The 12,949-nt window shown below is 39.9% G+C and carries 13 protein-coding genes; 7 read left to right on the top strand and 6 right to left on the bottom strand.

Going from position 1 to position 12,949, the window contains the following annotated elements:
* Positions 1-37: 37 nt before the first annotated feature.
* The gene (locus AACZ87_RS20430; protein ID WP_339869934.1) at positions 38-553 is read left to right on the top strand and encodes a VanZ family protein; all 516 of its coding nucleotides are present in this window, start codon (positions 38-40) and stop codon (positions 551-553) included.
* Between the two features lie 171 nt (positions 554-724).
* On the top strand, positions 725-1,531 hold the full coding sequence (locus tag AACZ87_RS20425) for a helix-turn-helix transcriptional regulator (RefSeq protein WP_339869933.1): 807 nt from the start codon (positions 725-727) through the stop codon (positions 1,529-1,531).
* On the opposite strand, the gene menD is transcribed toward AACZ87_RS20425, so the two are convergent.
* Genes menD through AACZ87_RS20410 form a run of 3 tightly spaced genes read right to left on the bottom strand, consistent with a single transcriptional unit; the run spans position 1,509 to position 4,830 of the window.
* Positions 1,509-3,194, bottom strand: coding sequence for a 2-succinyl-5-enolpyruvyl-6-hydroxy-3-cyclohexene-1-carboxylic-acid synthase (menD, locus tag AACZ87_RS20420; protein ID WP_339869932.1), 1,686 nt, complete (start codon positions 3,192-3,194; stop codon positions 1,509-1,511). The genes AACZ87_RS20425 and menD overlap by 23 nt on opposite strands.
* Positions 3,191-4,408: a chorismate-binding protein gene (locus tag AACZ87_RS20415; RefSeq protein WP_339869931.1), complete on the bottom strand. Its 1,218-nt coding sequence runs from the start codon at positions 4,406-4,408 to the stop codon at positions 3,191-3,193. The genes menD and AACZ87_RS20415 overlap by 4 nt, the downstream gene beginning before the upstream one ends.
* Positions 4,408-4,830, bottom strand: a complete 423-nt coding sequence (locus AACZ87_RS20410; protein ID WP_339869930.1) for a hotdog fold thioesterase — start codon at positions 4,828-4,830, stop codon at positions 4,408-4,410. Before AACZ87_RS20410 ends, AACZ87_RS20415 begins: the two co-directional genes overlap by 1 nt.
* A gap of 52 nt (positions 4,831-4,882) precedes the next feature.
* Here AACZ87_RS20410 and AACZ87_RS20405 point away from each other — a divergent pair, with 52 nt between their 5' ends.
* On the top strand, positions 4,883-5,503 hold the full coding sequence (locus AACZ87_RS20405) for a histidine phosphatase family protein (RefSeq protein WP_339869929.1): 621 nt from the start codon (positions 4,883-4,885) through the stop codon (positions 5,501-5,503).
* Here the strand turns inward: AACZ87_RS20405 and AACZ87_RS20400 are convergent.
* From AACZ87_RS20400 to AACZ87_RS20390, 3 genes are all read right to left on the bottom strand, one after another.
* Positions 5,490-5,903, bottom strand: a complete 414-nt coding sequence (locus tag AACZ87_RS20400; protein ID WP_339869928.1) for a hypothetical protein — start codon at positions 5,901-5,903, stop codon at positions 5,490-5,492. The genes AACZ87_RS20405 and AACZ87_RS20400 overlap by 14 nt on opposite strands.
* 110 nt (positions 5,904-6,013) lie before the next feature.
* Positions 6,014-6,802 (bottom strand): C4-type zinc ribbon domain-containing protein, encoded by a 789-nt coding sequence (locus tag AACZ87_RS20395; RefSeq protein WP_339869927.1) that lies wholly within the window; start codon positions 6,800-6,802, stop codon positions 6,014-6,016.
* Positions 6,803-6,805: 3 nt separating this feature from the next.
* Entirely contained in the window at positions 6,806-7,906 is a 1,101-nt protein-coding gene (locus tag AACZ87_RS20390) for a Nif3-like dinuclear metal center hexameric protein (RefSeq protein ID WP_339869926.1), read from the bottom strand.
* A gap of 39 nt (positions 7,907-7,945) precedes the next feature.
* On the opposite strand from AACZ87_RS20390, the gene lpxK reads away from it, so the two are divergent.
* The 4 genes from lpxK to AACZ87_RS20370 all read left to right on the top strand — a co-directional run bounded on the left by lpxK (position 7,946) and on the right by AACZ87_RS20370 (position 12,935).
* The gene (gene lpxK, locus AACZ87_RS20385) at positions 7,946-9,001 is read left to right on the top strand and encodes a tetraacyldisaccharide 4'-kinase (RefSeq protein ID WP_339869925.1); all 1,056 of its coding nucleotides are present in this window, start codon (positions 7,946-7,948) and stop codon (positions 8,999-9,001) included.
* On the top strand, positions 9,002-10,969 hold the full coding sequence (locus AACZ87_RS20380) for a putative porin (RefSeq protein ID WP_339869924.1): 1,968 nt from the start codon (positions 9,002-9,004) through the stop codon (positions 10,967-10,969).
* Positions 10,970-10,971: 2 nt separating this feature from the next.
* Positions 10,972-11,583 carry a tRNA-(ms[2]io[6]A)-hydroxylase gene (locus AACZ87_RS20375; protein ID WP_339869923.1) on the top strand — a complete coding sequence of 204 codons (612 nt, stop codon included), beginning with the start codon at positions 10,972-10,974 and terminating at the stop codon, positions 11,581-11,583.
* A gap of 107 nt (positions 11,584-11,690) precedes the next feature.
* On the top strand, positions 11,691-12,935 hold the full coding sequence (locus AACZ87_RS20370) for an ABC transporter permease (RefSeq protein ID WP_339869922.1): 1,245 nt from the start codon (positions 11,691-11,693) through the stop codon (positions 12,933-12,935).
* Positions 12,936-12,949: the final 14 nt, after the last annotated feature.

Below are 12,949 nucleotides of genomic sequence, written 5' to 3'. Positions count from 1 at the left end.
GCAAATTCGAGAATGAAGTATATTTAAATCAAACAGAATGGATGAATATCAAACTAGCTCTGACAAGCTGACAAAATCTTTATTTGTGATTTATCTGATCGTCATGGGATGGATAATTTTGCTAAAGCTTGGAGTTCAATTTTCTTATATGGAAGAGCGGAGATTCAATTTGGTTCCTTTTGCAAATGGCTATTATAGCATGATGGAGACCATCATGAATGTGGTAATTTTTATTCCCTTAGGAATGTATGCCGGAGCATTATTTAAAAACAAACTTTTTGGGTTTAAGTTGTTTTTCTTTTTCCTGATCAGTTTGATACTCGAAGGGTTACAATATGTGTTTAAATTAGGTGCATTTGACATCACAGATTTAATGACAAATACGACAGGGGGAATCATTGGCTATTTGCTGTATTTGGCATTTAGAGTATTATTTAAAACTCCATTTAAAGCTCAAAAATCCTTCAACCTAATCTTTGGAGTGGGAACAATTCTAATTGTATTCCTTCTGATTTTACTCAAACTAAATATGCTTCCCATAAGATATCAGTAGGAAAGAGGTTATTCGAATACCTTCAGATTGCATTTATATATACTGCGAAATCTTTATTTTGAGCCTTCAAAACCAAATGTCGGGTGAATGTCGGGCTTAAACCGAGCCTATTTCGCCAAAAGTCACAATTCAATCCTAGAAATTGCCATGGTAAATCAAACTATACACACGATGAAACAACCAGAATTAGGCAAGCGAATCTCTGAAATGAGAAAAGCAAAAGGATTGACTCAGGAGGAGTTGGTCGAATTGTGCAACCTGAACGTGCGAACAATACAGCGCATTGAGGCGGGGGAGGTGACTCCTAGGAGTTATACGATCAAGGCACTATTTGAGGCTTTGGGAGCTCAGTTGGAAAATATAGACTCGGAGAAGCAGTCTATTTATCCAAAGTCATTAGTTCCATGGCTTTATATAGGTTTAGGTGCAGGTTTGATCTATTTCTTTTTGGGCTATTTTGATATCAGTATGGAAATCGAATGGATGGAAGGAAGCTACACCAATTCTTTAGTCTTTGGATTAGTGAAGGCTGGTGTTTTGATTACCTTTTCTTTATTCCATTTAGGATTGATCAAGATGGCTGGAGCTTTTCCAAACAAGGTGCTTCAGATCGCACTTTGGGTTATGCTGATTGCAAATGGACTTTGGTATTCAATTGATTTGTTTTCCTTGGCTACATCTTCTTTTAGAATGGAAGATTACTATGTCGTTAAGTTAGGAACCTTTGGTGTTGCTTATGGATTTATAGGAGCTGGATTTCTATGTTACAAGAACCTTTGGTCCAATATTCCACAGATCTTAGGAGGCTTAGGAATAGTTTCTGGACTATTGATCTTTTCAGTGGTTGGAGCTCTTTTCGCACTGATTCCTTTGACGATGTTTGAGATTGGAGAACTAGCATTTTTGATTTGGGGAATAAATAAAATCGGGAGATCTACTTCTCCCGATTCTGCTTTCAGTTCTCAAGTGATAGCTTGATTGTTTCTTTGACCGACTTCAAGATCTTTGCATTCTCTTGACTTGAGGTCTCAATTTCCAAGATTTTTGGATGAAGGGAGTCTTCATAAAAGTCCTGCAGCGATGCTTCCAGTTCTTGTTGATTAACCACTTTTGAATAAAAGAATCCAAATTCTGTGGCCAAATGTTGAGCGGATAATTTCTGTTTTGTTTCAAAAAATTCTTCCAGTTCAGGCTGGTTCGCAGGTCCATCAATTAACCTAAATATTCCTCCTGCATGATTGTTTAGCAAAATGATGCGAAGATTTGGAATAGCGTAATTGTGCCAAAAGGCATTTCGATCATAGAAGAAAGCCATGTCTCCTGTTACCAGGGTTACAATTTCCTTGGTAGTGAATGTGCAGCCAACTGCGGTAGAATTGGATCCATCGATGCCTGAGGTTCCACGATTACAACTTATTTCCTGACTTCTTTTTCCAAGCAAATTCAAGTAACGAACCGCCATACTATTTGCTACATGAATTTTGGAAAGAGTAGGAGTTTTACTCAAGCAATATGCCAAAGCTGGATATTCTCCAAATGTTACTTTTGGTAAGGTTAGTTTCAAATTCTGATCAACCTTCTTTTCCAGCCGATACCACTTTTCGTGATAGTCCGAATTCTGGACTCCAAGATTTAGGCTGAGCCAGTGCAGGAAGAAAGCTGGTGACGCGGCAATATTCCTAGTCAATCGCTGAAAAGTGTCCTTTGAGTGTCCATCAGGCTGAACATGCCAATGCGATGCTTGAGTTTTTCTTAGGAAAAGTTTGAGTGATTTGGAGATGATTGATTTACCAAAACTGATAATCAAGTCTGGCTTTAAACCTTCCGAAAATGCTTCATTTCCCAGCCAATGATCATGCAAAGAAATGGTATCATCAGATTGAAGATTACTAATCGTGTCAGTGACGATTACAGCTTTTTGATTAATTGAAAGCTGATCAAGCAAGCTTTGAAGTTGCGGATCGTGCCGCTGTTGTCCTGGGATAATCAGTATTCTCTGGACAATTTCCAGCCTATTTTTCAGTTTGATGAGTGATTCGTCACTAGGCTGAGTATTGCTCTTTAGTAAGTTAAAAACCTTTGGTCTTTCTGGAAAAACCAGTTCTTCACCTTTCTCAGGATAGAATGGTTCTCGAAGTGGAATATTGATATGAACCGGTCCAGCAGGAAACTGTTTGGCAAGATTTATTGCTTCATTGACGATTCTTGAGGAATGCCAAAGTGGATCAGGGTTATTCGAATTGTCAGGTAATTGAAAGTTCCTTTTCACATGCTTACCATACACCTCGTGTTGGAAAATCGTCTGTCCATCGTATTGATCGATCCATTCTGCTGGTCTATCAGCAGTCAAAATCAACAATGGAATTTGCTGGAAAAATGCTTCAGCCACAGCAGGGTAATAATTCAAAGCAGCCGAGCCGCTTGTGCATACCAATGCTACTGGCTCTTCTAGTTGCTGAGCCATACCCAGTGCTATGAAAGCCGCCGAGCGCTCATCAGAGATTGTTCTGGCGTGAATATCTGGATGCCTAGCAAAAGCTAAAGTCAATGGGGCACACCGTGATCCAGGGGAAAGAATAGCATTTCCTATGCCTTTCTTGGCACAAATGGCCACTAAATCGGTAATCTGTGGAAGAATCAAGCGCTTGGATTTTGGATGAATTTACCTATGATCTGACACTTGAGTTCAGTTTCTTCCCATTCTTTTTCAGGGTCAGAATCTTCTGTCACACCTGCTCCAGCGTAAAGTGTAGCTTCGTTATCATGGAGGCTGGCTGTTCGCAAATTGACAAAAACCGAAGTGCTTCCCTGAATATTTACTGGACCTAAAAAGCCTGAGAAAAAGGATCTGTCAAATCCTTCAAATTCCTGAAGGAAATCATGTGCCTCACACCTCGGCATTCCACATACTGCAGAAGTTGGATGAAGCAAACCTAGCATGATGGATCCAAGTTCTGGGAATCCGGTTTCCAGCATATTGATTTTAAAATCCGAGCGCAAATGCAATAAGTTTCCAGCAAGTACTGTTTTTGGTCCATGTTCTTCGTATTCACGAAGCCTTATTTTCTTAAAGCAAGAAACAATGTATCTACTTACTAAAGCTTGCTCTTCAATTTCTTTTTGAGTCCAAGCGACAGATTTGAGTGGATTATCACCAGTAGCTTTTTGAGTACCTGCAAGTGACATGGTTGTGAAAATATCTCCCTTTGTCTCTATCAAAGTCTCAGGCGAAGCTCCAATCCAAGTCCCGACATGGGGCAAATGAAAGAAGTTGATAAATGCGTTTGGGTAAGCGTCCATCAAACTCAAAAGTGTACAGCTCAAATTGAAATTGGAAGGGATGGAAATCGTTTTGGTTCGAGCAGGTACTACTTTTTCAAGTTTATTCTCTCGAATTGCCTTGATTCCTTCCTTGACCAGCTGAGTAAAATGAGTTTTGTCTTCGCTCAGTTTAGAGGTTTGAATTTTGCTGATTAACGTTTGATTTATCAGTAATTCTCTGATTTCTGCAGGAGATAGCCTTTCTTGATTTTGTAGTTGGACTTTAGCCCACTCAGGTAGGTCATCTGTAGCGAGTGGTTTGTCCAGCTCAAAGGAAAAGTATTTGTTGGCTTTGATAAAGTAGGCTTTCTTGTCTGCCTGATCTGCAAAAGGATGCACGATAAATCCAGGTTCAAGAGTTTCAATTGTTAAATCAACTTTTATTGGTTCCGCTATGTCATTAAAGACAATTTCCACGGTGTTGGATTTTGGTTTTCGCCAGATGGCAAAAGAACCACCAGAAGTCAAACCCAGCTGAAGCAGGAGTTGGAGGATTTCTGATTTCGTGTGAGTTGTAGCTACGTTAGTATGCATTACTTTTTATCTAAAATCGCCATGGTAATTCTGCTGATGCAGCAGAGTTGATCAAGCTCATTTGTGATTTTAATTTCCCAGACCTGAGTGCTTTTTCCGATATGAACGGGAGTGGTGATTCCTATTACTCTTCCCGACTTAACGCCTTTTAGGTGATTTGCGTTTATTTCCAGGCCTACACAAACTTGTTTTTTTAGGTCAATCGTAAGAGACGCTGCCACACTTCCTAGAGTCTCGGCAAGCACTACATTAGCACCACCGTGTAACAAACCCATTGGTTGTTTTGTTCGATGGTCTACAGGCATAGTAGCAGTCAGGTGATCATCACCTATTTCTGTAAATGCGATTCCCAAAAATTCAGTCATCGTGTTTTTGCCAGTTTCATTGATCTCATCTAGAGAAGGCTTATGGGAAAATACCATGAAAATTAAAGTAAATGGGTTTTCTTTGGGGTGTAGACAAAAATAGAGAATCTTGAATCGAAAAAAAATTTACTTAGTTAGGCACGGTCAAACTGATTTCAATCTTAAAGGTGTAGTGCAAGGAAGTGGAATCGACGCTCCTATCAATGAAAATGGAAGAAAACAGGCGGCAGCATTTTTTGAGGCATACAAAAATGTCCCTTTTGACCAAGCCTATTACACAGGACTTAAGCGAACCAAGCAATCTATTCAATCATTTTTAGACTTAGGTATTCCCGCAATATCCACAACAGACCTCAATGAGATTTCTTGGGGGGATTATGAAGGACTGCCTATGTCTCCAGAAGAAAGCCAGTATTACCAGCATATGCTGGAGCAGTGGCAGCAAGGAAATCTGGATTATTGTATAGCTGGGGGAGAAAGTCCAAATATTGTGGCAAAGCGTATGCAACGGGGTATTGATGCTATACTTGCTGGGCCAGGCGAAACAATCTTGGTTTGCATGCATGGAAGAGCTATGCGGATTTTCTTAAGCTTGATAATGAAGCAAGACTTATGTCACATGGACATGTTCGAGCACAAAAATCTGTGTCTATATTTAATAGAAGAAAAAGAAGATGGTGGGTTTGAGTTGCTAAGAAGAAATGATGTGGAGCACCTTAAGGAGCTGTAGAATTTCTTTTGTCGATTTTATCCTTTTTCAGGCTTTCTTCATACGCAGTGATGATGTTGTCCAATGATTTTCTGTTGGCAGTCATATCAATCAATCGGAATGCGATTTCTTGAAGTTTTACATCTTCACCTTCATCGAGAGAAATTAAAAACTGACCTAAAAAACAAGCATCAAATTCACACTTAGGGATATTAATGACCATCGCAAGCTCCGAATTTCCAGCGTACGTCTTTGTTTTGTATTCAGAAGAAAATTGTGATTGAATCTCCTTAATGGAAGTGTTCAGCGACTTTAATTCTTTCGATTTGAAGATCACCAAAAAAGTTTTGGATTCAGTCTCTTTCGCGAAGACTGATAGAGAGAGAAAAAGGGTGAGTAATAAAATTCCAAAACTTTTCATACCTGTTAATATAGAATATTAATTACGATGAAAGCAAAAAAATAGACCAAAAAGAAACCCCGAACTGAAAGTCCGGGGTTTCTTATTCTATATAAAATCGCGAAATACGATTAAGCTTTTGAAGCTTTAGTAGATTTTGTAGCTCTTTTCTTTTTTGGAGTTGGCTCCTCGATGATCTCATCTTCTACGCCAGCAAGGATTCTACCACAATGCTCACAAACGATTAGCTTTTTCTTCTCACGAATATCAGCTTGTCTTTGTGGGGGAACTGTGTTGAAACATCCACCGCAAGCACCTCTTTTAACCAATACTACTGCCAAACCGTTCTTAGCGTTCGCTCTGATTTTAGTATATGATTTCAGAAGTCTTTCGTCAACTTTCTTAGTTGCCTTCTCACGATCATTGTTCAATTTCGCCTCGTCTGATTCACTTTCAGATACAATCGAAGTCAATTCGCTGTTTTTCTGATCCAAATCTTTCTGGCGATCTTTCTTCACTGCACTAAGTTCTTCCAAGTCCACTTTCTTCTGGTCGATTCTATAACCGGCTTCGGTGATCTTTTTCTTAGCAACTTGAATCTCTAGATCCTGAAGTTCAAGCTCCTTCGTGATCGCATCATATTCGCGGTTGTTGCGAACATTCATCTGCTGCTCCTGATACTTCTTGATCAGTTTTTCAGAGTCCTTGATGCTTTCTTTAAGCGCCTTTATTTCGTTATCAAAAGAATCTATTTCACTTTGAAATTTCTCCAATCGAGTTTCGTAACCAGCGATTTCATCTTCTAAGTCTTGAACCTCTTCTGGAAGAGCTCCGCGGACCTTAATGATTGCGTCTAGTTTAGAATCTAAAAGTTGAAGGTTGTGAATAGCTTCGAGTTTCTGTGCTACTGTACTTTCCATGTACTATCGGTAGGATGTGGGATTTGTAACTACTTTTGTCAAATAGAGTGCAATATTAGGAAAATTTTGTGACAATAACTCCTTGAGTAATTCTTTTGTGAAAATTTCACTCTCATAATGTCCGATGTCACAGAGAATTAATGCTCCGTCTGCATCAAAAAACTCATGATACTTTACATCTGCAGTGACGAAGACGTCTGCACCTGCTCGTTTGGCATCTCCCAAAAGGAAAATTCCAGCACCACCGCAGACCGCTACTTTCTTGATTTTCCGTGAAACTAGCGCAGTATGTTTGATTACTTCCAAATTCATTTTGGCTTTCAGATAATCCAAAAATTCTTCTCCTTCCATTTCTTGCGCTAGGGTGCCGATCATGCCCGCACCTACTTCCTGATTTTCATTTTCCAGAGATTGAACATAATAAGCTACTTCTTCATAGGAATGGGCTTCACGCATCTTTTGCAGGACTTTTGGAAGCAGGTGATTGGAAACCAAAATTTCCACTCTGATTTCTGATTCTTCTTGTGGTTTTTCCTGCTCTCCTAAAGATGGGTTTGCTTTCGCCGAAGGCGTAAAAGTCCCAATCCCTTTTACCTGAAATGAACAATCTGCGTATTCACCGATCTTACCTGCACCAGCTGCGTAAACTGCCTGAAGCACTTTTTCTTTTTCCGGTTCTGGAACGAAGAATACGAGCTTACTTAATAATTGCTTTTTAGGCTGTAATATTTTGGTTTTCAATAATCCCAATCGATCAGAAATTCGCTTATTTACTCCATGGGCAACGTGGTCCAAATTGGTGTGGATGGCATAGATTGCTATGTCGTTCTTGAGGGCTTTGATGATTGTCCGCTCCACATAGTTTTTCCCAGTTAGACTTTTCAAACCCTTGAATACGATGGGGTGGTGAGCTACGATCAGGTTGGCTCCCAGTTCAATAGCCTCCTCAACAGTTGCTTCTATGCAGTCTAGAGAGCAAACAATCCCGGTTACTTCTGAATTTCTGTCACCAGTGATCAAAGTAGCATTATCGTATGGCTCCTGATAGGATGGAGGCGCGATTTGCTCTAGGTAGGAAATCACATCGCTAATCTTGTATCCCATATTTTTTCTGTTTATTTGATCAAAAATAGTAATTCTGGAATGCGCTGGTACGCTTTTTTGCTTTATCCTTTTGCTTTGATATACGATCTGGTCACCCGACTTCGAAATTGGTTTTTCGATATCGGTTGGCTAAAAAGTGCTTCCTCTCCTATAAAAAGTATCGTGATTGGGAATCTGAGTGTGGGTGGTACAGGTAAAACTCCCATGGTGGAATTCCTGATTAGGATGCTTCACAAAGAGCAAAAACTAGCGACCCTAAGTAGAGGGTATGGTCGAAAGACAAGAGGCTTTCTAAAAGCTTCTCCTGAAGTTTCGCCAGAAGAAATTGGCGACGAACCTTTTCAGATTTATCAAAAATTCGGTCAGAATATTTCTGTGTTTGTGGGAGAGGATAGACTGAATGCTCTTAATGAAATAGCTACCCAACCTAATGCTCCTGAGCTGATTCTTCTTGATGATGCGTATCAACATCGGTATGTGAACGGTGATCTGAAAATCCTTTTATCGACATTTCAGAAGCCTTTTTTCTCCGATTTTCTGTTGCCAATGGGAAGACTGAGAGAAAGTAGAAGCGGTGCCAAAAGGGCAGATTTAATCATCATTACTAAATGCCCGAATCAGCTGAATGATTCTGAGAAAATTAGATTTAGGAATGAGGCTGCCCACTACTGTAAGTTAAATACGCCTGTGCTTTTTTCTTCAATTTCATATGGAGAACCTATTCCCTTGGGTATCTCGCTGCTTTTTTCACCTAAAGTTATTTTGCTCACAGGATTAGCCAATGATCAACCGCTGGTAGATTATGTTCATGAAAAATTCGAATTATTAAAAGTGCTAAGGTATCCAGATCATCATGACTATGCTGAAGTGGATTTCGACAAACTTGCCCATGCTTTCAGGCAACTTGCTTCGCAAAATCCCGTTGTCCTTACGACCGAAAAAGACGCTGTAAAAGTTAAATCTAACGCGCCGGAAGGTTTTCTGGCAGAAATTCCGATTTTTGTGCTACCTATCGAAGTGAGGTTTTCACAGGATGATGAACAAACTTTGGCACTACAAATCCAACAAAAAGTCCTCAAAAAGGATAAAATCTAAGTGAATAAACGGATACTCTGTTTTTTATTTTTCTTAAGCGTCGCAAGCGTTGATATAGCTTTTGCGCAGCAGCGTACTGCACCACCCGTGCGCCAAAATCCCAATCAACAGCGAAGTGGACAGGAGGTAGATCCAGACGGGGAAGAGGATGGGATCGGTAGAAAATCTTTGTTGGATGATAGTACAAGGATGGTTTATGGACCGAAAACGAGCTTGTACTTTTTTGAAAAAGACATTAAGAGAAACAATTTGATTCTCTATGCGCAGGATACTGCATTGAATAATTTCCATAATTATTCGCCAGTGGAAAAAAGCAATTGGAAGTATCAGGATTTGGGGAATATTGGAAGTGCGACCAAGCCGATGTTCTATGAAATTCCAACTATCATAGGAACTAGGTCCGGATTCTCGGTGTACGATTTATACTTTCACGCCCCAGAAGACAATAAGTATTTCGATACCAAATCGCCATTTACGGAGATGTCTGCTTTTTTTGGAGGTGGTCAACGGAATATGTTGGATTTGGCTTTTGCCAGAAATATCAACCCACGATGGAATGTGGGATTTAATTTCCATACAATTCGGGCTAGAAAGACGCTAAACCCTGTTGCTAGAGATGACAACATGGTGGTCCAGAATTCCTATTCCCTGCATACCAATTACCGATCAGAGAACGGGAAATATTGGATTTTAGCGAATTTTTCAAGAATGCTGCATAAAGTGAATGAAATCGGGGGAATCATTCCTCCCCAGGAAGATAGTACTTCCGTATATTTCACCTACGAAGATGCCAAAGTATGGCTTAGTAATACCCAAGCGAGTGATCTACGCCAAGAATATAGAATCTATCATGAGTACAGCGTTCGTGATGAGTTGCAGATCTATCATATTTTTGATCAAAAAAATAACGACTTCACCTTATCAGCTGCTATGAATAGCAGTGATTCGCTTTTCTATCCTAGTGCTCGCCTTAATGCGCTGATGGATAGCACCCAATTGGATACTACGAGGAATTACAGTGATTTCAAGGAATGGGGAAATGAAGTAGGGTTTAAGGGGAGTTTTAAGGGCTTTTATTATAATGCTCATGCAAAGTTTCGGGCAGGGAGGATGAAAAGTACATTTTATCCTGAAGGCGAGAAGAATAACTTCAATGAGGTCTATGTGGGAGGGGAGCTAATCGGAAAAATTTCTGAAAAATGGTCCTTAAGCGCTGATGGAGAATATTTGATACCGGGAGCTTTCAGACTTCATGGCTTATTTATTTCGCCCTGGCTAGAGGTGGATTATACCAAAGCGGTTTACAAGCCTACTGCTATGCAGCAGATGTACTATGGGAATTACTATCAATGGGATAATGACTTTGATAATATAGGTGTGGATCAAGTCAGGGGCGTAGTCAAATTAGATTTCAACAAGATCAAGCTGAGACCATCCTTGACTATTAATAGGGTGAATAACTACGTGTATTTTAACCATAAACGTGAAGCTGAACAAGCCAGTGATGAAGCATTTATGCTGATTCCTGGTCTGAAAGCGAATGTACGGATAGGTCAGAAATTCCAATGGGATACAGAAGTGATTTTCACACAAATCTCCGGTGAATCAAGCGATAATTTTAGAATCCCGAAGTTCTATGGGAATACCAAGTTTTATTTTGATAGCCCGATGTTCAATGAAAATATTTATGTTCAACTTGGGCTGGATATTCGCTATCATTCAGATTATTATGCTGAAGCTTATTTCCCTGGTACTCAGCAATTCTATTTGCAAAACAACTTCAATGTATATGCCTATCCTGTAGCTGATGTATTTTTGGATTTCAGGATTAATAGAACCCGTGTATTGCTAAAATACAATCACTTGAATAGTGGCTTGATGAAAGAGGAGGGCTATTTTGTGACTCCGGATTATACGGGCTATAAATCGTTTATTGATCTAGGTATTACCTGGTATTTATTTGATTAGACATGAATTGGGAAGAAAGCACCAGACAAAAAATGCTGCATTTGAAATTACCCACCGACCCTAGGTGGGCAGGTATTGTAGCGATGAAACTTGAAGATGTGCTGACTGATCATGCTTACTGCGAACAAAAGGCCGCCTCTTCTGGCATTAGTTTGATAGTGCGTTTCAATGACTTCCCCGAGGTAGTTGATACGCTGACGCCACTCGTGGCTGAAGAATGGGGGCATTTTGAGCGAGTGCTTGAAGAGATTAGAAAGCGGGGATTGACTTTTGGTGTAAATCGAAGAGACGAATACGTAGTTCAGCTAACTAATTTCATGAAAAAAGGAGGAAGCAGAATCCAGCAGCTTACTGAGCATTTACTCCTCAATGCATTGATAGAAGCGAGAAGTTGTGAGCGCTTTAAATTGCTGTCAAAACATCTGGAAGATCCAGAACTTCAAAAGTTCTATTACGAACTGATGATATCAGAAGCTGGACATTACGTCACATTCATCGAATTGGCCAGAACGTATGATGACCCAGAAAAGGTAAACAAACGATGGGATGAATGGCTTGCATTCGAGGCTGAAGTGATCAAGAATCTGGAGGTTAGAGGTGATCGGATTCATTGAATAAATCTTAAATTTTATAGTCGGATAGACATTTCGACAGTAATTATCTATACTTGATATAACCAAGGCAGAATTGCCTTATAAAGTCGTTCTAATACGAACACATTATGAATTTGATCGAAAATGTACGCGAAGCTGTACGATCCATAAAAGTAAATTTGCTAAGAACTGTCTTAACGGGAGCTATCATTGCAATTGGTATTTCTTCTTTAGTAGGGATGTTGACTGCCATTGATGGTATCAAAACCCAAATAGCGGATAGTTTCTCTGGTTTGGGTGCAAATTCCTTCGATTTAAGAAATAAGGGATTCAGTGGTGGGCGTGCTATTCAGGACGGTAAAACTGAAAAAACCTATCCAAAGCTTAGCTTTAGAGAGGTGATGAATTTCAAAGAAAAGTACAATAGCGTAGGGATTTCAACGGTTTTTGTGTCAGTGACGGGATCTGCTGAGGTAAAAAGAGGTTCTAAAACCACCAATCCAAATGTGAGAATTAGAGGTGGTGATGATAATTACATCAGCATTAAGGCTATGAAATTAGGTTCTGGCAGGAATTTCACATCAATGGAAGTTCAGAATGGATTTAATGTCTGCATTATAGGAAAGGAATTGGCAACTACGCTTTTTACAGCTGCTGAAGATCCTTTAAATCAAAAAATTATAGTTTTAGGTCGGCCTTATACTGTGATAGGTGTCTTGGAGGAGCAGGGAGGAGTCGGTCAAGATTCTGGAGCTGATAGACAGATTTTGATTCCTATTGAAAATGCAAGTCGATTGGATCAGAGAGGTACATTTAACTACACCGTGACAGGTGTTGCTTCAGGTCCAGAGCGGATAGATTATGAAATGGGGCAGGCGATCGGTATGATGAGAGAGATTCGCCAAGATCGTGTAGCTCAGGAAGATTCGTTTGACTTGACAAAAAGCCAGTCCGTGGCGGAAAGCCTGGAAGAGGTCGCCGGTTATTTAAGATTGGGAGGTTTCGGTATTGGCTTTATCACCCTGCTGGGAGCTTCCATCGGATTGATGAATATTATGCTTGTGTCAGTGACAGAGCGTACCAGAGAGATTGGTATCAGAAAGGCACTAGGAGCTACACCACTTAGAATCAGACAGCAGTTTCTCCTAGAGGCAATTATGATTTGTATTATAGGTGGGGCAATGGGAGTGATATTGGGGATTTCAATTGGGAACATTATTGCACTTGTAATTGGCGTCGGTGGATTCCTAATCCCATGGTTGTGGATGTTTGTAGCTTTTGCTATTTGTATTTTAGTGGGCTTACTTTCTGGCTATTTTCCAGCTTTCAAAGCTTCGAAATTGGATCCTATAGAATCGTTGAGATACGAGTAAGTTATAACTATTCC

The sequence above is a fragment of the uncultured Algoriphagus sp. genome (genome assembly GCF_963974365.1).
Taxonomy (GTDB): Bacteria; Bacteroidota; Bacteroidia; order Cytophagales; family Cyclobacteriaceae; genus Algoriphagus.
This window is presented reverse-complemented; position numbering and strand designations above follow the sequence as displayed.